Source organism: Deltaproteobacteria bacterium (genome assembly GCA_018668695.1).
In the GTDB taxonomy this organism is placed as follows: Bacteria; Myxococcota; XYA12-FULL-58-9; order XYA12-FULL-58-9; family JABJBS01; genus JABJBS01.
Genome location: JABJBS010000241.1, coordinates 1 through 18,959, shown reverse-complemented (window position 1 = coordinate 18,959; position 18,959 = coordinate 1). Strand labels below are relative to the sequence as shown.

Sequence of the window (18,959 nt, the reverse complement as noted above, 5' to 3'; positions counted from 1 at the left end):
GGTTGTGTCCGTTGTGTCGGTTGTGTCCGTTGTGTCGGTTGTGTCCGTTGTGTCGGTTGTGTCCGTTGTGTCGGTTGTGTCCGTACCCTGGTTTTCTTCAGTGGTTTCAGTTGATGAATTTTCGCTGCCATCGGTGGCTTCGGTTGAGCTACAAGCAACGAGAGCAACAACACACAAAACAGAAAGCAGTCCATTAAAATAAGTATTCATAAGAATCTCCATAGGGCATTTAATTTGGATACGACGATGAGGCGAGCCCTCCCCTGCCTCAATGGTCGCGGCTCTAGGCCTCGTGACGCACTTTGTCAACGGGCTATGCGGCCGGTTCCGAAATTGCTCCCCAGAAAATACACAAGATAACCGGTACTGGCTTAGAGCATGGAGACGTTCATTACCAATGAGGTCATTTCGCTACTCTATAATACTCACCAGTAGATTATAGTTGCGTTCGATGCCTTTGTTTTCACCGTACCAAATCACAATATCCATTCTACCCTCGCCGAGGGTGTGCGCCGTTACATTGATGGAGGCTCGCTCGCTCCTTGTGCACCAACCATGATTGAAAAAGGCTTAAACATTGAACGCCCCAAAGATCTGCAACAATCGATGAAATTATAGAGCTATATCCCCTGTTTTTTCAGTGGACTAACCTAAAAGGCTGCAACGCTGCCCGAAATGACAGAAATCTACGCCATTGCTACCACTTCTAAGAAAACGCTAATCTTACAGAGCCTTCCCGGGCTTGTTCACACTCACAAGGGGCTCACATGACCACGGTGCTTTCATGGATGCAGGCACATCCTCTGGCAACAACTCTCTTGGTTCTTCTAGCCGCGTTCACGCTCTTGGCGATTCGAGACCTCACTCAAAAAACCCACACGCTTCTCCACAACTTCCCAGTGTTTGGTCATATGCGCTATCTCCTGGAAATGGTCGGTCCCGGCCTAAGACAATACTGGGTGGCCAACGATAAAGAAGAGCGCCCTTTCAACCGGGCGGAGCGCCGCTGGGTATACTCCACATCGAAAAAACAGAACAACAACTTCGGCTTCGGCACCACTGAGTCTCTTTATGAGACAGGTTACCCCATCATTAAACACGCTACATTTCCTATCCCCGACACAGAATTTCTCGATGAAGCCGACCACACTTCAATTCCCTGTTCTAAAACGCTTGGTGAAAGCCACGGCCGAGCTAAGCCCTACCAGCCAAAGTCGATAGTGAACATTTCCGCAATGAGCTTTGGAAGCTTAGGGGAACGCGCGATCCGTTCGCTCAATGGCGGTAGTAAAATCGCCAATTGCTTTCACAATACTGGTGAAGGCGGCATCAGCCCTTACCACCAAGAAGGCGGCGATTTAATGTGGCAACTTGGTACTGGCTACTTTGGCGCCCGAGGCAGTGATGGAAAATTCTCACTCGAAAAACTCACAGAGCAATGTGCCGCTGTCCCGGCCGTAAAAGCCATCGAAATAAAGCTCTCTCAAGGCGCCAAACCAGGCAAGGGTGGTATTTTACCCGCCAGCAAAATCACTGAAGAGATTTCAGCCATTCGTGGCATTCCCATGGGCCAAGATTGCCTCTCGCCCAACCGGCATACAGAGTTCTCCGACGTAGACAGCATGATTGACTTCATCGAGAAGATTGCCGACAAAACCGGACTTCCCGTGGGCGTGAAAAGTGCCATTGGACAACTCGACTTTTGGGATCAACTCGCTCAGCGCATGAAAACAAGAAATGCTGGACCAGACTTCATCACCATCGATGGTGGCGAAGGCGGCACAGGAGCGGCGCCCCTCTCATTTTCTGACCACGTGGCCCTACCCTTTAAAGTAGGCTTCACACGCGTCTACAGAATATTCCAAGACTACGACATGGCCAGCCAGCTCGCTTGGATTGGCAGCGGTAAACTTGGATTTCCCGACCGAGCCATTATCGCGTTTGCCATGGGGTGTGACCTCATCGGGGTCGCTCGTGAACCCATGATGGCACTTGGTTGTATCCAGGCTCAACACTGCCATACTGGTCAGTGTCCTGCAGGAATAGCCACCCAAAACAGGTGGCTACAGTCAGGTGTGAATGTGACCGATAAAACCCAACGGGTCGCCAACTACATTCAAGGTTTTCGCAAAGAGATTCTTACTCTCTCGCACGCAGCTGGTTACAAGCATCCGTGTTTGTTTGACGGAGCCGATATTGAATTTTCAAGTGGCGTCAACAAGTTTACAACGCTCGAAGATATTCTAGGGTACCGCTGCGACCCATCGGGCGCCCCTTAAGGCAGGAATCAATAGAGCGGGCCCAGGACCAATCTCGGATCAGGAAAAGCAAGAAGCGCCCAGGGCCGGTCTTTTCTGTTTACAGCTCCCGGTAAGTCGTGGGTCTTAGGCTCCATTAAGCTTAGCTGAAAATGCAGGTGCGAATTCCAGCCGCCGTTTTCTTCTTCACTGCCGAGCCAGGCAAGAACTTCTCCCGCTTCAAATGAGTCTCCAACCGACCATTTCTTTAAGCTCTCTCGTGAGAGGTGACCATGCAAAACATACACAACCTGACCAAGCCATTCATGACGCGTGATGATGGTCGGGCCATAATCGTAGGGCAAAGCGTTATCACCTAACTTGAAAATGGTACCGGCATAAAAAGCGTGAACCGGCTCTCCCACGGGTCCGGCCAAATCTACACCCACATGCACATCGCGCTGGTCGTCCAAGAATTGTTCACCTTCATACATTCCCGGCCGGTGTTCATCGTAGCGCCCTACCCCATAAGGAGACGCCAGCACCCGTTTGGCATCATAACCCTTTGTAAAGTCGTAAACTTCATAGTTTTCGCCCAGATCAATGACCGTGGTAAATTGAATTCCTGCGGTCTTAAGCGGCTCGAAATCTTCCGGATTCGGGGACTTTGGATAACTCATCAGATTCATGCTTTCATCATTGTTTCAAGGCTACGCCATAGCCCATCCCAGCGGGAGTGAAAAGTCTCAACTTCTTCCGGTTGCCGCCCAATTTATTCTAGGTTAGGAAGTTTCTATGAAAACTCAGAGCCTAATGATTAGCACGTTGTCCTTACTTCTTATCCATCTATTGGCTGCCTGCGGCAGTGACACAGCGCCAAGCGAATCCCAAGAAGTAACGGACACTCCAGAACCCATCTGCACCGAAATTCAAGACGTTGAATGTGTGGATAATATGGTTTTGGACCTCTCACTCCAAAACAGCGTGGCAACCACCAGTGTGACCACCCGGCGCGAATCTGAAAACTGGGTCACCTTTGTCGATGCAACCACTGGTGGATTTGGGAATTCATCAAGCAACCCATGGATCTACATTCGGTTTACAGAATCCGGTGCCGAGAAAGTTGAAATCAACGACAATCAAGCGCTCGAGTCCATGGACTGGCACCTTGCAGCCCACCGATTCAAATTGAGACTCAACAGCGGCAGTGGTGGTCCGTCTTGCGTAAGCGCAGCTGTCCTCCTAGAAAGTGAGTACGACAATATTTCTGAAGTACCGGCCAATCTTACGTTTTATAAAGATAACTTCTACACGGCGGACTGCACTCTGATCCAAGACAGCTATGGTCTAGGCAGTCCTCAGGTCTATATGAGCAACTGGTGGACTTATGAAGGCTGCGTAGCGACCACAAGTGTGCCATTCATCATTCAGCTGGATAACGGTCAGGTCATCAAACTCAAAGTTGAAGAGTATTATCAAGAAGGACAAGCCAACTGTAATGCAACCAACGCAACGGGTACTGGCGGTGGTAACTTCAAACTACGCTGGCGACATCTCTAAAGCGTCGAAGGCCCATCAGGGTTAGCAAAAGAATCCAAAGTGGTCCTTGCACGGCAGTGCACCCCCCCGATTCCATCTCTGGCTCATCGGGGACAGCTTCCGGAGCAGGTCTCCAGGTTTCTACAATGCCTTCTGGGCTTAAAAAACCAAAACCGAAGGTATTATGATGACCATTTTCATCGAAGGTCACCCGACCATCTTTTTTTGCTGAATCAGTTAAAAGCGCCCTCACCTGTTCAGCGCTGTACTCAGGATGAATGGATAAAATCAGTCCCGCCACTCCCGCAACAACTGGCGATGCAGCCGAGGTCCCGCCGAAGCTTTGGGTGTAGCCTCCATTAACGGAGGTTGAAACTGTAGCCGAAGGTGCTGCGATATCCACAGTAGCTCCCGTATTCGTATAAGGCGTGGGGTTACCGTAATGGTCGATCGCCGTAACAGACACAACCTCGGGAATAGCTGCCAACTCATCGTCCAAAATTTCGCGGTCATCATTACCAGCCGCAAATACCACCACCGCGCCTAAGCCATTTCGCCCCTCGGTAGCGGCACGAACAATCACCGCGCGAAGCGTATCAGAAACAGGCATATAGTCGCTGTAACCCCAAGAGTTATTGATAACCCAAGCACCATTATCGATGGCATGCTCGAAAGCTTTTACATCGCCAGAGAGCGGCGCATAGTATTCTCCCAACAAGCGAATGGGTATTAACGAACACTCTGGACATAGACCCACAATGCCCTCGTTGTTGTTTGCCTGAGCAACAGCGATGCCAGCCACCGCAGTGCCGTGCGTATCACACAAACTCATATCATCGGGCTCAAAACAATATTCACCCGGCTCTGGATTGGGGTCATTGTCATCGCCATAAACATCGAGGGGAGCGATTACAGAACCGACAAACTCGGGATGCGCGGTCTCAATCGCAGAATCAATCACGGCAATATAAACATCTGGATTGCCCAGACTTAAATCGTAAAGCAACTCCGTATTTAAGCTCTCATGGTACCACTGACTCAAATAATCAGGGTCATTGAACCGCTCTTCCCAACGGCTGTGAGGCAAGAGCATATCGGGCTCGGCGAAGCGGACACCTGGTCGATTTTTCCATGCTTTAGCCAGCTCGACCCCGGATTGGCCGGGCAGCGCCTCAACACGCCAGGTCTTCCCGGATTGGCCCAATGACTCACCCATCTCTAAGAGCCCCTCAGGTAATTTCCACGAATCTTCGACCGTAATGACCGCGGCAGGCAAGACGGGGACCATGCTGCCTCCCCACTCTATCCATTCAAGCGTAGATCCGACGGGCGAAGATGCATATACAGAGTTAGAACCAAGGGCTAAGACAAGAAGGATAATCAAACGCATGGCATCCAGACTAAATCTAAACCGCCCCTTTCACAATTGGAAATTCACGGTTCTCATTGCCAGCACTGCACTCATGGCACTTACTCCGAGCGTATTTGCCCGCCCTACCAACAACAGCGATCTGTTTTCGTTTTCCATTACCGACCAAGTCACCCACTGGGAAACCCCGGATGGAGTGATTCGTGTGCACTACAGCTCCGAAGGCCCTAACCAAACACGCATGCAAGATACCAACGATGACGGCGTCCCAGATTTTGTAGAGAAGGTCGCAGAAATTGCCCAGGAATCTCTTACGATCTTTAACAGCCTGAATTTCTATCGTCCCTTAAGAGAATACGATTTTGCGGTCGCGGACGATGGCGGCAGCGATGCCATAGACTTCTACTTGGTGGATTTTGCAGGGAATGCCGATGGCAATTTTAGCATTGATACCTGTGATAACGATAACCGCTGCACCGGGTATATGGTGATTGAAAACGACTTCGCCGGATACAATTACAGCTCATACCTCGAAGGACTCCGCACCGTTATTCCTCACGAACTCTTTCACTTCATTCAAGCCGCCTATAATTCACAGCTCCCCATTTGGGTTTCGGAGGGAACCGCTGTGTGGGGCCAAAGACGCTACGACCCCGATTCTCGAGACTTTCGAGGGTTTGCCAATTATTACCTCTCAGATACCGACCGCCCTCTCAACAAACCACCGGCGGGTCCTGTGCCCGCTTTCGCTTACGGCACCGGTATCTGGTGGGAGTTTCTTTCCCTTCGTCACGACACCAACCTAATCAACGAGTTGCTTCTCGCCTGGGAGGGATTAACCGCAGACGCCGACTTCGTAATCGCCATGGTTGAACAGTTGGAAAACAGAAATGACACTATGGAGGCAGCTTGGCTGGACTTTTCTAGCTACAATCTTGGAACTGGGACTCGTGCCGGGCCGCTAGAGTCCTACCCCGACGCCGCCCTTTTCGCAGGCATCCAGCCCGCTCAACAAAGCTCCCTAAACACCGTTGAAACCTCCAACCGTTTTTATCCAATGACAACCAGTTATTATCTGGTGGAACACACGGGCGGACCACTTTATTGGGCTATGGCCAAGGAGAGCGCGAATCTGCGACTCAGCTATTTCCAAGCAATATCAGCAGTTGGGGAAGTTCAACTCAGTCTTGATCAATGGGCTTCCGATATGACTCAACCCTACGCCCTCCAAAATGGTGAGCCCTTACCTGCGGGTTCCTACTGGCTTGCTGTTATGAACCCAACAACGTCTGGCAACTCCGTTTACACAGATATCTGCCTGGGGCCACTTTCCGTTGCTGAAAGCTGTATCGCTGAAGATGAAACTCAAGACCCTGGAGCAAGTGGTGAACCGTCTGGTGAGGATGAAGACAACAGCTCCGGTTGCCAACAAGCAACGCACCCTTCTCTTTGGCTCTTACTCATTGGTCTTTTCTTCTGGAATCGTACTTCCCGAAAGAGTAGAACTCAGCAAACACACTAAGGGTGAATGTTATGCCAAAAAGAAAAACGATTAATTGGATCTACGACCGCAAAGGCTGAACAAGCTGCACCAAAGCCTCTAAGTTTATAGAGGCCAATGAGCTCACAGTTAAAGAAAGCGTTTCGGCAAGTAAAAAGCTTCAAGCAGCAGATGCAGAAGCGATTGCTCAGGAATCATCAAAGATGATTGTCATGAAGGGCAAAAAAGTCACCGAATTCAAAGTGGGAAAAGACACCACCGAAGAAGCGGTTACGGCAATGCTGGGAAATACCGGCAATATGCGCGCTCCATTGCTTCGAGTTGGTAAGTTGGTTCTCGTTGGATTCAACGAAGAAATCTACGCCAGCCATTTAGGCTAAGCCGAAACGCCCTGAAATCAATGGCTTCCAGCCGAATGCGCAATTTATCCAATTGCAACAGGTGGGGTACGACAAAGTCTCCTCTTTCCCCACAATTGCGCGCCTAAGCTCCTTATCGTTACACTCCCTCTAAGACGTTCTTTAAACGAATGTTTCCAAGGGGGAAATGATGAATCGAATCAGCTGGCTATCTGTTGCCGCACTCTTACTAATGAGTGTCGCGCACACTGGATGCAAGGGCGAACAAGAGCCCACACCCGACACACCTCAGGACAATACAACCTCAACGCCAGACACCTCAACGGACGATGCAGAACCGCAACCAGATGACGCGGCAGCCGCAGTGGGACCTTTTGATGGAACCTATACCGTTACGTTTATTACATCGGGTATTCAGGCCGCACTGGGAACTCTCGTTGTTGAGAACAGCCGATTTTCAGGGGACCTCGTCAGCATCTTCAGCGAAGTTTTCTGGATTGAAGGTTACCTCGACAATGACGGCAACTTTGTCTTCGAACCCATCGAAGGCAACCAAGGGTCTGTGGTGGTCGCCGATGGACAGATTCAAGATGGTCTGGTGTCGGGAAACTACGAAATAGACGATGGAGAACGAGGTGGCGTGTTCTGTGGATCACGAGGATCGACACCGTTCGACCTAGACCCTATCACAGAATTCGACGGCACCTATGAAGTGAGCCTCGACTTGTCTGGAGAGGAAGTTGGAACCACTGTTTTCAATATTGAAAATGGCAGATTCAAAACCTCAATCACAACCATCACCAATTCGACCTATGAACTTGGCGGCTTTGTTACCAGCGATGGAACCATGGTGGTGAGCATGCTCGAAGGCGATGCCACCCTCGATGAGCTACTTGCAGAAGGTAGCATAGACCATGAAACGATGACCATCGAAGGCATGTATCGAATTGGGGCATTTGCAGGTTCGGTCTCTGGCCGGATTTCGGATTGAGGAGCATACCATGAACAAAACAACTTTAATGATTCGAACAATCTGTATCTCCGCTCTACTCTCGCTGGTGGCAACGACCGCCGTTGCCCATGGTATTGAGGAGTTTGACCGCAACAGCGGGGTATGGAAAATCTCACCTCGTAAAATTACGCGAACCAACACGCCTGGGTGGCAAAACACCGTTCATGACAGTGAAGGAGCGATTCACAATACTCCCTCCCCCACGCTCTATACCTACTACTGGAAACTCACGCGCACCTATGACCTGACCAACTCCGACGCTCCAGAGCTGGATATGAAGTATGAATTCTTGGGCGGTGACTACAGCGCATTTAAGGTTCAAATTGGTGCGGAAAATGCCAGGAGTAATTCTGATTTTACGACAATCCTAGAACGAAACTCGGCTACAGGTCTGGAAGAAGGGTTTATTCCCATTCACGAGTACGGTGGTCAAGTTGTAAAAGTGCGGATTCTGCTTAAGAAAAACAGAGGCGTCGTCACGACTGCGCCGGGGCTTTATGTTCACCGCGCCGGTGTTGCCTTCCCGGCCGTAAGCGCTGAAGTAGACGATGACCCAGATTCTCTATTCATTGGCGCCTTCAATGTGCAGGTTTTTGGCAAGAGTAAAATGAAACAAGATGATGTCGCCAGCAGCCTCGTTTCCATTCTGTCCCGGTATGACCTCGTCCTCTTTCAAGAGATTCGTGACTCCAGTGAAACCGCTATCTATAGCCTCATGGAAATGCTTAACAGCGCTTCAGGCGGACAATATGACATGGCTATTTCCGATAGACTTGGGCGAACCAATAGCAAAGAGCAATACGCCTATATCTACAAGACGGCCAAACTTAGCGTGGTAGACAGTTACCATTACGATGATGGACCAGAACCCTCAGGAGACATCTTTGAGCGCGAGCCCTACATCGTAAGATTTCGTGCCAACAACCACGACGTAGACTTCTCGGTGGTTGGCATCCACACCGCACCTGATCATGCCCGCGAAGAGCTCGATGCTCTTACCGCGGTTCATGACGATGCGGTCACCATGCTTGGAGATGAAGATGTGATTCTCATGGGCGACTTTAATGCCAGCTGCAACTATGTAAGGGCATCGCACTTCGACGACATCAGCTTGAGAACCGACCCGCGGTTTACGTGGCACATTCTCGATTCGGCCGATACCACCACCAGTGCCACGGTCTGCGCCTACGACAGGTTCGTGACAACCAGTGGTATGACGAGCCGTGTAGCTGACGAGGGAGCCCAAGTTTTCTACTTCGACCAAGCGTACGACTTAGACATGCGGGCGGCCAAACTCATCAGCGACCACTACCCGGTTGAAATGCGAATCAACCTCACAGATGACTAGGTGACGGTAAACCACCAAAAAAATTGTACTTTATAAAGTGAATGCATCATCCCGCCAAAGATTGTTAGTGGGGTCAGCCGAGCCCATAAAAGTCTTGGAAAAGCGTGGCAATCTCCTCTGAGCTGGTATCCTTACTTTCTGAAATCGTAAATTCAGCCGATGCGTCTATTGCAAGAAGCCCTTGCCTAAGACATGAAGAGGTCCAGTTCATCGCCCTTTACCTGGAGCACCCATGCGCCCGATCCATTGGATAACTCACCTGGCTCTCCTAAGTTTATTGGCAACCCATGCCCATGCTGAAACGCTTTCACTCACCGGTACGGTGCGAGATTTTCAACAAGCCCATATCGACTTTCAGCGAATGAATGGTTCTGATCCAGGTGTTCTCCAACCGTATCTTGATAATCAAGGCCGGCCAGTGCTGATCAATGACGCTGGCAGTACCACCATCTATCATCAAGATTCATTCTACGAATGGTATCGAACCATTGAAGATACCAACCAAGCCACCCAGGTCACTTTAGAACTGACCAATTCAGATGCATCACCCAATGTGTACACCTACGGAAGTAATGCATTCTTTCCTATTGATGGTGAACTCTACGGCAATGAAGGCCTCTCTCATAACTACCACTTTACGTTTATGGTTCATGCACGCTTTACCTATACCGGGGGCGAAGTATTCACTTTTACTGGCGACGACGACGTATGGCTCTTTCTCAACGGGTACTTGGCCATTGATTTAGGCGGTGTTCACGGCCCACAGACCCAATCTGTTAACTTAGATGAAATCGCAGAAGCTGCGGGCATGGAAGTGGACGGCCTCTACGATTTCAACTTCTTCTTCGCAGAGCGCCACACCGTGGGAAGCAATTGCTTTATTACCACCAGCATCGCCTTCAGTGATGCCAAGCTAGAAGACAACGATGGCATCGACACCAACATCGACAACTGCCCCTACAATCCAAACCCTGATCAGTCAGATGGCGACGACGACCTGCGAGGCGACCTCTGTGACAACTGCCCCGCCATCGCAAACTTCATGCAAGCAGATATGGATGGTGATGATATCGGTGATGTCTGTGACAATTGCTTAGATATAAGCAATCCAATTCAAGACGATATCGATGAGGATGGATTGGGTGACGCATGCGACGAAGACGACGATGGTGACGAATGGCTAGATGTGGATGACAATTGCCCTGGAGTCGACAACCCAGATCAAGCCGATGCTGATGAGGATGGCATTGGTGATGCCTGTGATCCATGCACCACTGGCCTTGAAGAAGAATGCCCAGAGCCGGAGCCCGAAGAAGAAGAACCAGCGGTGGATGACGAAACAGATGCCGATGATGAAGAACCTGGAACCCCCACTGAACCAGACCCCACCCTTGCCGATGATACATACGACGACAGCGACACCTCAGAGATTCCCATTGGACGCCAAGGCGGCTGTGCCTGCTCTCAAGGCAGCTCTATGGGGGTCACATGGCTTTTAGTCGGGCTCTTTGGTCTCTCAGTTCGCATCAGGCGACGGTGGCTTAGATAATCACGTAGTGGCCGTTTTCATCCATCCAAACCGCCAATTTCCAAGCCAGCCAAGTGTTGAGAACTGCCACACTGAATACGATGACATCGTTCGCACCTTCTGGAAGAAGCAAGTAGACCGCCACCACTAAAAATGGATGCGTAAGAAAGATAAAGAAACTATTCTTTGCCAGCGGCTGTAAATATTTACTCTTATTTCCCGTAATCTCATGAACATCGTAGAGCCAATAAATAAACCAAAACAGGAATGTACTGAAGCCTACTCCGACCAGCACATAGGCCGTGGTCATCCGCTCCTTCGATATGCCACCATAAGCTGGCGTGTCCCACAATTCCCAAGAAATATGCAGCCCCGCTCCCATAAGCATCAACAAGGCGCCATACCAAAACAGACGCTCCAACTTCTGCTCCTTAAAGTTATCAACGACTACCGTACTCAAAAGCATCATACCGAACCAAGCAATCCCGCCAACGATACCGCCATGGCCGTCGAAGAGATTAACATCCGCCAGAGACATCTCACCAGCCGTGGTCATCACCGGCTTCGCCAGGAGAATTTGGTAACTAACCAATAAAGCGATGCTGAGTACAAACCTGAGCACCCGTGAGAAATGAATGAAGAAAAGCGTTAATAAACCAGCCAAACCGATAGCAGCCAATGTTCCCCATGCGAAACGAATCCCACTCTCCGAGATCGGGAAAATGGGGTGAAACAAAAACCCTACGCCCGCAAAACAAGTGTACCGCCTAAAAATCTTTGTATAGGTATCCAGCCTACCCTCGCGCTCTACCCCGCGCTCAAACGCCATCTTATAAGTCATAGCGATGGCAAAAATGAACATGGGAGCGACCAGATCACCCGGCGTGCACCCAAAATCCAGAGCGTGATCAGCCCAGGCAGCACGGCCCTTGAAGATCAGGCACGTATTGCCAAAAACCATCAAGGCGATGGCCAGCCCTCGAAAGATATCGATGCTGAGATAACGTTTGCCTTTAGACAAAGCATTCCCCAAGGTTAAATGTCATTTAGACACATTGTCCGACACCTGAGTCTGCAACACAACCAAGACCATGTCGGTAAAATAACTACCTCATCTCTGAACCGCCGCGTCGATTGCTCCAACCACCCAATTACCTTAAAATTTTCATCAGGCGACGTTGTGCCACTAAATACATTCTTCAGGACTTGAGCAACGGCGAATACATGGACTCACAACACCCAGCGAACCCAAAAACGGATACGAAAAAGTATTTACTCGAGCGAGTTGAGCAGCACGCCCAAGACTTTCCATCAAAGCCCGCACTCGTATGGGTGAATGCAAAAGGGCAGGATGAACACAGTTACACTTACGCCCAATTTCTAGATGCATCACGAAGGCTGGCGGTGGAACTTTTACAAGAAGGACTCAAGCGCGGCGACACAGCGATTCTTGCCTATACACCTTGCCTCGATTTCTACATTGCATTTTGGGCGTGTATGGAAGCCGGTATTATCGCGGTCCCGGTGAACCCGCCGTTTAGTAATTCCGACGTCAAAAAATTTCTAAGAATTGTAAACAACAGCAACGCACGGGTACTCCTTACCGACAAGCTCTTCGCACGGCTCGTCACCATGAAAATTCGAAAACACAAAGCCAAGCAAATCGGAAAAGGCCTGGTCTCGATGTTTGGCCGCAACGCTGATACGAAAACCTTCACCTTTGGTGACCTTGAATCCCTGTGGTGGATTACCACAAGCGGCATGTCATCGAACCAGAAGAACATTTCCTTAGAACCGCAACCCGTCGAAGAGACCGCGTTCATTATGTACTCCAGCGGATCGACCAGCGCACCAAAGGGCGCACTGACCACAATGGTCAACCTTCAGCATCAGTTCGATTTAATTGAGGAAGCTCTAGAGTCCAGCCCTGACCATGTTTGCGCTTGGTGGGCACCCCACTTTCATGACTTTGGTCTCATCAGTGGTTTTCTCAATTCGCTCAATCAGGGATGTAAGTCAGTTATTACTTCTCCCATGTTTTTTATTCAGCGCCCTGCTCTGTGGCTGGACATGATGCATAACCATAAGGCTACTCATACCTTTGGACCTGATTTCGGTTATTTGCTTCTCGTCAACAAAACCACTCAGGAGGAGCGCGAGGTTGAGAAATGGGACCTCAGCCACCTCAAAGTTGCAATGAGTGCTGCCGAAAAGGTTCGCTACGCTACCCTTAAATCATTCACCGATGCTTTCGCGGGATGCGGGTTCAGGGCAGAAACATTTTGCCCCGCCTACGGTCTTGCCGAACACGCTGTCGGTGTCACCATCAACAGCCTCAAAAGTCTACCTCAGGTTCTCAATGTACAGCGCACAGAACTGGAAAACGACGGTGAAGTGGTAGCCAACTCTACGCAAGATGACGCCGAAACAACCCGGCTCAAGCAGCTGGTTGGAAGTGGTAGGGCTTGGAACGAAACCGATGTTCGGATCATTCTTTTAGATGACGAAGGCACACCGCTGTCCATTGCGCCTCAGGACCGAGTGGGCGAAATTTGGGTTTCCAGTCTTAGTAAAACTCTTGGCTACCATAAACTCCCGGACACGACCGAAGAGGTTTTTCATGCCAGGCTGCCTGGCTCAGATCCTTCATCAGACGACGGGAAAAAGGAATATCTTCGAACTGGAGACTTAGGTTTCATCTCGTCGGAAAACGGTGAACTCTTTGTTTGTGGCCGCAACAAAGACATGATCATCATTGCCGGCAAGAACCACTATTCAGAAGATATGGAGCTAAATATCTCCGAAGCTCTCACTGGATACTTACGGCCAGGATGCATCGCCGCCTTTGCGGTAGAGAGCCAGGAAACGGGCGAAGAAGAACTTCATATTGTTGCAGAAGTAACCAATCACTGTGTGGACCTCACTGCCTGCTTTCAAAAAATTCATGAGTGCATAGCCAGGGAACATCATATCAATGTCTCCACAGTTACCCTCATCAACTCCAAGAGCATTCCCAAAACCAGCAGCGGCAAAATTCGACGTTTTTTGGTTCGAGAAATGCTCTTAGCAGGAAAGCTCAATGTTGTTTCCGGTGGAACCTGGCAAAATGACAATCCAGCGGAACCCGTTGCACCGAAACAAGAAAATATAACCAAACCGAAAGTGAGCAGCCCGGTCACTCCAAACCCACCGCCAGTGGCAGCCGAGAAAACTGTCTCGGCAGTGCTCGCGCAGCCCGATGAATCCTCTAAACGCGAAAGTGACTTCCCAAAGCTCCTTTTAGACTTCAAGAACTTTAGCGGCAGTCATGGAGCACCTGCAGCTTTCCCCGTTTACTTTCCTGAATGTGGACCAGGATACGAGCATTGGTCGTTTCTTGTAGGCACTAAAAATCTCGCACTCCTATTTGACGAAGATAAATTCTACCGAATGCCTGTTTGGAACTTTACGGCACCTGCTCCCGAAATATTTCATGATGAAAATTTCCCACGATGGGCCAATGGGCAAACCCACCGGAAGATGAAATCACGGCTGGCTGAGATTGTAGAAGAACTTATGCCAACAACCATTTCTCGAACGCTGAACACTACCAATCGATTCATGGACCGCTGGGCTGCACGAAAAAGCTTTCCTTGGCTGCCAGAGTTTAATGAATTTACCACTGCCCTCTTCTGTGAGGTATTTACGGGTAAAATGCTTACGGAGGCTCCCGACCTTTTCACCACGGTTCTTTATGGCGTCGACCCTTTTCGGAAAAACAGTTTCGAGAGTCAGAAAGTTACCCGTGAGGATAATGTTGCCCAAGGCATGGAAGCTAAGGCTAAACTCAGCGAGTTTCTAGTTGGTAAGAATCCAACTGAGTCAGATACATTTGATGCGGACCTATTGATTGGTTCTGGCGGCTTTGCCGTCATCCCGGCGCTTAAGAATGTCCTGATTAACCTCTACGCCATACTCTCATCAGAGCCGGAGATCCGTCAGCGCGTGGTGGAAGAACTACGCTTGCTAAGAGATCCACTGGAGCGTGATGCACTTACCAAGAACACACCACTGTTAGAAGCCTGTATCTGGGAAACCATTCGGCTGCATCCACCCGTTGGTCACTACTACGCGAGAGCTCGAGAAGATATCGTGGTTGACGGACTTCACATACCGAAAGATTCCAATGTGGTGGGCCACACTTGGTATTCCTACCATGACCCCGCTCTCTACAAGAACCCGCATCTCTTCGACCCAGACCGCTTCATGGAGCCACGCAATGAGCATATTGCAGGAGACAATAGCTTTGACCCATTTGGCTCTGGCGACCCACTCAATGGTCATGCCTGCCCAGGAAAAGATCTGGCTACACTCCTAGTAAAGACCACGATAGCTCAGTCACTGCTCGAGTATGACTGGGAACTCTCCAAGCCCGCCTGGGACGATACCCAGTACCGCGAGCGCTATGGCGTGCCGAACTATGAAGATGGCATGCAGGTCAACGATTTTAGAAAGCGTGATTCAAACGATTGGAACGACTTTTTCAACGCAGATTCAACCGAAGAATCAATGACACTGGATGAGTTGCGGAGTTTTAACGGAGAAGATGACAAACCCATCTACATTGCCATTCTCGGGAAGGTCTATGATGTAAGTTCCAGTGCTGATTTCTACGGTGAGGGTGGCCCCTATGAGGTATTTGCCGGACGGGATGCCTCAAGAGCACTCGCAACCATGTCTCTTGAAGAAGAAGACTTAGACAACCCCGACATCACATCACTGACTCAAAGCCAAATGGATATGCTTAAACAATGGCATGACCGGTTAGCATCAAAATATCCTCTTATCGGAAACCTTGTGAAAACCAAGGCAACCAAACCAAACAAGAAGAAGAAACCTAGCTTAGAGGCTCCGATGGACTGGCGAGTTGCAATCGTTGGTGGCGGTATTTCCGGCTTGGCGACCGCGCTCGCTTTGAGCGAGTATGGATACAAAGTCACGGTTTTTGAAAAGAACTTATCCCTGGGTGGGCATGCCTGTACGAAACCCGTCGGCGCTCACATGCGACAGCCCGCTTTCGGTATGTTTATGGCTAAGCAATGGCCCAATGCCTTGTCGCTCATGGATAAAGTGGGAATCAAGCCGATTGTTGAATGCCCTGCAGACCAAGCCATTCGCCACTTCTCTAAAGATGGCCATACGATTGCCCAAGAATCTATCGAAAAAGACATTACCCGATTCTACTACGACATGACCCGGATGATTAACGACCCTGAAGCAGATGGCGTTACCATTGGCAACTTCTTCAAAGAGCAAGAATATTCACACGAATTCATCTGCTACTACTTTGTTGGAAAAGTCATCCACTATTTCGCAGGGCAAAGTCTCGAATATTATCTGAGCTACCCATTGAGACTCATTGCTTGGATGTATTTAGGCATGACCGCCAACGAGAACGACGATGTCATGCGGGTAGACAACCAAGAGTACATGAACGCTATCAAAGCCATGCTGCAATCGAGACGCGTTCAGGTTGTGAACAACACAAATGTTTCGTTTATTACTCGGGATCAAAATCAAGCCATACTTGGATTCAATGGTGGCAAAGAATCGTTCGGTCATGTGGTGTTAGCGGTTCAGCCCCACCATGCGCTAAAGATTCTCGGTCCATGCGCCACCAAAGAAGAAGAAAATATTCTTTCACAGTTCGAATACACAGTAGATACCGCAGTCTTACATTTTGATGATTCATGGGTTCCTGAAAACAAAAAAGAATGGGGTCTCCTCAACTTTTTGCTTCCAGACAAAGGCCAATCGCTTCCAGAGCCATCTGAAACAATCCCCATCACCACGCCCTTTGTAAGTGATACCGATGGACGCACACCCATCTTCTGCACTTACAACTATGCCAATGCGGAAGACTGGGAAGGTGACGGACCCCATTGGAAATACACCTTTGAACACACAAAGGTCACACCCGCCACGCAGCTTCTGCGCCGTGAGCTGAAGATGCTTCAGGGCAAGCAGAGAGTTCAATATTGTGGCAGCTGGAGCCGGGGTCTGACTCTTCATGAAGATGCCGTCGTAACAGGCCTACAAGCCGCCAATCGTATTCTGGGAATAGACAGACAATACATCGTTAAAAACCCTGGCGTGGTTCAACCAGCCCCCTTCCAAAACGCTGAAGATGACTTCGGTTCGACGATTGAAGATATTGTAGAAAATCTCAACGGCATCCTTCAGGAGCTGAAGGCGACTTCCGAAAAATTGACTGTAGATACCGACCTGCAGGCATTAGGGCTCTCTTCATTAGACATTGGCCGTTTGGTTAATGCTGTCAACTCTCGCGTATCCAGCGGTACCATTTCAGTCGAAGAACTCTACGCGCTCGATACTTTGGGAGAAGTTGCCGAATATATATTGAACCTTGATGACAGCGACCCAATATTCGATGAGCTGCGGCACTCCCCGTCTCTTACGGCACGCGCTTCAGGCGGCAAGCCGGATGGAAGCGCCGGCATGCAGCACCCTGTGTCTATGGCTCAGCTCCAAATTCTGCAAAGCCACTTTATGGCCACTCAAGAATCGTCGCACTGGAATATTCCCATGCGGACCTGGCTGCACGGTAAAGTGGACGAGGAAGCACTCAAGAAATCCTTTCAACTTATGGCTCGCCGCCAATCCGTATTGCGCACGCGCTTCAACCTCTTAGAGGATGGAAGCTTTTGCCAACGCATTGATGCAAAAATTCCAGGCGATTTCTTTGAGTCTCTAAGCTCGACCAACCATCAAGAGGCCATTGAGCTGGCCAAGCAAGCTTCAACACGTCCGATGGATGTCAGCCATGGCGTTATCCGCGTTACTTTGATTCATGTGGACTCCGATACCTCTCTCTTGGTCCTGGTGGTTCATCATGCCGTCTCCGATGGGTGGTCCCTTGGCATCATCGTTCGCGAACTTTGGGAGTTCTACAATGGATTATGTGAAGACAAAGCACCCGAAGAACTCAGCCTTCCACACTTACCACTGCAATTTGTTGATTACAGCTATTGGCAGCAGGAGCTCCAAAAGCATCACCATTACGACAACAAGCTTGAATATTGGCGAAGAGAGCTGTCCTCTCCCGCCCCTGTTTTAGGACTCAGTAACGCAAAAACCAAAGCAGGAAACACTGCGGCCAGCACCCTCGCGTTTTATCTAATCCACGAGCAAGTTGATGCGTTGCGCGCTTTGAGCCGAAAAAATCGAACTTCCTTAAACGTGGTCCTTCTCACCGCCTATGCGGTATCCCTCTGCCGGCAATCTGGTCAAGATGCGGTTCTTATCCAAGTGCCCGTGGCCGGGCGTGAAAACGAAACGGAAGCACTCGTGGGGTGTTTTGCAGATGCCTTGATTCTAAAAATCTCGTGCTTAGCAGACCAAACCTTTGATGACTATATCCAACAAACCCATCGACAACTCTACGATGGCATCAAGCACGCAGTTCCCATGGGCTTGCTCTTAAACGAACTTGAACTGCGACCCGCGGAAAAACTAAAAATCCACCGCGCCGTTTTGCACTGGGAGCAAACGCTCAGCCTTCGCGACACCCAAGAAGTTGAAAAAGGCGGACTGCGCTCAGAACCATTCGATGCAAAGCAAAACGAAGAAGTTCAAATTGCAGCCCAAAGCCACAGTGTATTGAATATCAATGAAACACCTGAAGGCATGATGCGCGCGGAATGGCTCTTTTCCAAAAGCGCAATTGACGATGATACCATGCATGCCTTGGTGCGAACATTCAGAGAGCTGCTTAGCCAAAGACCTGACCAACCAAGTCCTCCGCCCGCAGCACCAGCGACAGCGCCAGTAAAGGCCGCTGAGCCTGTAGCGCCCGCACAATCCGCGCCCGTACTTAAGCCATTTGCCGCCAGTGACATTTTTGGCGGCTCTAGATGAGCTCAGGCATCCTATCAAATGCGGGGCAGGCCTTGGGTGCCTACTACGCTAGGTCCTACAATCGAGATGTTCCTTTCATCGTCGATGCAATCTTCTCGCATTTCTCCGAATCTGACACAGAGTTTACAGATGCGCGGTTCCAAGCGTGG

General features: G+C 49.8%; 11 protein-coding genes and 1 pseudogene. 8 read left to right on the top strand and 4 right to left on the bottom strand.

Annotated features, from left to right (window positions below; genetic code table 11):
- Positions 1-84, bottom strand: a pseudogene (locus tag HOK28_12930) (cell wall protein).
- Positions 85-767: 683 nt separating this feature from the next.
- On the opposite strand from HOK28_12930, the gene HOK28_12925 reads away from it, so the two are divergent.
- On the top strand, positions 768-2,279 hold the full coding sequence (locus HOK28_12925) for an FMN-binding glutamate synthase family protein (GenBank protein ID MBT6433996.1): 1,512 nt from the start codon (positions 768-770) through the stop codon (positions 2,277-2,279).
- 8 nt (positions 2,280-2,287) lie between these two features.
- Here HOK28_12925 and HOK28_12920 read toward each other — a convergent pair whose 3' ends face one another.
- Positions 2,288-2,917 carry a peptidoglycan DD-metalloendopeptidase family protein gene (locus tag HOK28_12920; protein MBT6433995.1) on the bottom strand — a complete coding sequence of 210 codons (630 nt, stop codon included), beginning with the start codon at positions 2,915-2,917 and terminating at the stop codon, positions 2,288-2,290.
- A gap of 115 nt (positions 2,918-3,032) precedes the next feature.
- On the opposite strand from HOK28_12920, the gene HOK28_12915 reads away from it, so the two are divergent.
- On the top strand, positions 3,033-3,797 hold the full coding sequence (locus HOK28_12915; GenBank protein MBT6433994.1) for a hypothetical protein: 765 nt from the start codon (positions 3,033-3,035) through the stop codon (positions 3,795-3,797).
- Here HOK28_12915 and HOK28_12910 read toward each other — a convergent pair.
- Complete coding sequence (locus HOK28_12910) at positions 3,772-5,064, bottom strand: S8 family serine peptidase (protein ID MBT6433993.1); 1,293 nt, start codon at positions 5,062-5,064, stop codon at positions 3,772-3,774. The two genes, HOK28_12915 and HOK28_12910, sit on opposite strands and share 26 nt — an antisense overlap.
- A gap of 100 nt (positions 5,065-5,164) precedes the next feature.
- Between HOK28_12910 and HOK28_12905 the strand changes: the two genes are divergently transcribed.
- From HOK28_12905 to HOK28_12885, 5 genes are all read left to right on the top strand, one after another.
- The gene (locus HOK28_12905; GenBank protein ID MBT6433992.1) at positions 5,165-6,667 is read left to right on the top strand and encodes a hypothetical protein; all 1,503 of its coding nucleotides are present in this window, start codon (positions 5,165-5,167) and stop codon (positions 6,665-6,667) included.
- Between the two features lie 191 nt (positions 6,668-6,858).
- Positions 6,859-7,026 (top strand): hypothetical protein, encoded by a 168-nt coding sequence (locus HOK28_12900; GenBank protein ID MBT6433991.1) that lies wholly within the window; start codon positions 6,859-6,861, stop codon positions 7,024-7,026.
- Between the two features lie 169 nt (positions 7,027-7,195).
- Positions 7,196-7,996 (top strand): hypothetical protein, encoded by an 801-nt coding sequence (locus HOK28_12895; GenBank protein MBT6433990.1) that lies wholly within the window; start codon positions 7,196-7,198, stop codon positions 7,994-7,996.
- Positions 7,997-8,006: 10 nt separating this feature from the next.
- Entirely contained in the window at positions 8,007-9,365 is a 1,359-nt protein-coding gene (locus HOK28_12890) for a hypothetical protein (GenBank protein ID MBT6433989.1), read from the top strand.
- Between the two features lie 232 nt (positions 9,366-9,597).
- Complete coding sequence (locus HOK28_12885) at positions 9,598-10,914, top strand: fibro-slime domain-containing protein (protein ID MBT6433988.1); 1,317 nt, start codon at positions 9,598-9,600, stop codon at positions 10,912-10,914.
- Here HOK28_12885 and HOK28_12880 read toward each other — a convergent pair.
- On the bottom strand, positions 10,907-11,914 hold the full coding sequence (locus HOK28_12880) for a DUF1624 domain-containing protein (GenBank protein MBT6433987.1): 1,008 nt from the start codon (positions 11,912-11,914) through the stop codon (positions 10,907-10,909). The genes HOK28_12885 and HOK28_12880 overlap by 8 nt on opposite strands.
- Before the next feature lie 203 nt (positions 11,915-12,117).
- Between HOK28_12880 and HOK28_12875 the strand changes: the two genes are divergently transcribed.
- A complete protein-coding gene (locus HOK28_12875) occupies positions 12,118-18,810 on the top strand; it encodes a cytochrome P450 (GenBank protein ID MBT6433986.1) in 6,693 nt (2,230 codons plus the stop codon).
- The last annotated feature ends 149 nt before the right edge of the window (positions 18,811-18,959 follow it).

Coding starts and splice junctions, on each gene's coding strand:
- HOK28_12925 (MBT6433996.1), top strand. CDS start 768: ATGACCACGGTGCTTTCATGGATGCAGGCACATCCTCTGGCAACAACT.
- HOK28_12920 (MBT6433995.1), bottom strand. CDS start 2,917: ATGAGTTATCCAAAGTCCCCGAATCCGGAAGATTTCGAGCCGCTTAAG.
- HOK28_12915 (MBT6433994.1), top strand. CDS start 3,033: ATGAAAACTCAGAGCCTAATGATTAGCACGTTGTCCTTACTTCTTATC.
- HOK28_12910 (MBT6433993.1), bottom strand. CDS start 5,064: ATGGTCCCCGTCTTGCCTGCCGCGGTCATTACGGTCGAAGATTCGTGG.
- HOK28_12905 (MBT6433992.1), top strand. CDS start 5,165: ATGGCATCCAGACTAAATCTAAACCGCCCCTTTCACAATTGGAAATTC.
- HOK28_12900 (MBT6433991.1), top strand. CDS start 6,859: ATGAAGGGCAAAAAAGTCACCGAATTCAAAGTGGGAAAAGACACCACC.
- HOK28_12895 (MBT6433990.1), top strand. CDS start 7,196: ATGAATCGAATCAGCTGGCTATCTGTTGCCGCACTCTTACTAATGAGT.
- HOK28_12890 (MBT6433989.1), top strand. CDS start 8,007: ATGAACAAAACAACTTTAATGATTCGAACAATCTGTATCTCCGCTCTA.
- HOK28_12885 (MBT6433988.1), top strand. CDS start 9,598: ATGCGCCCGATCCATTGGATAACTCACCTGGCTCTCCTAAGTTTATTG.
- HOK28_12875 (MBT6433986.1), top strand. CDS start 12,118: ATGGACTCACAACACCCAGCGAACCCAAAAACGGATACGAAAAAGTAT.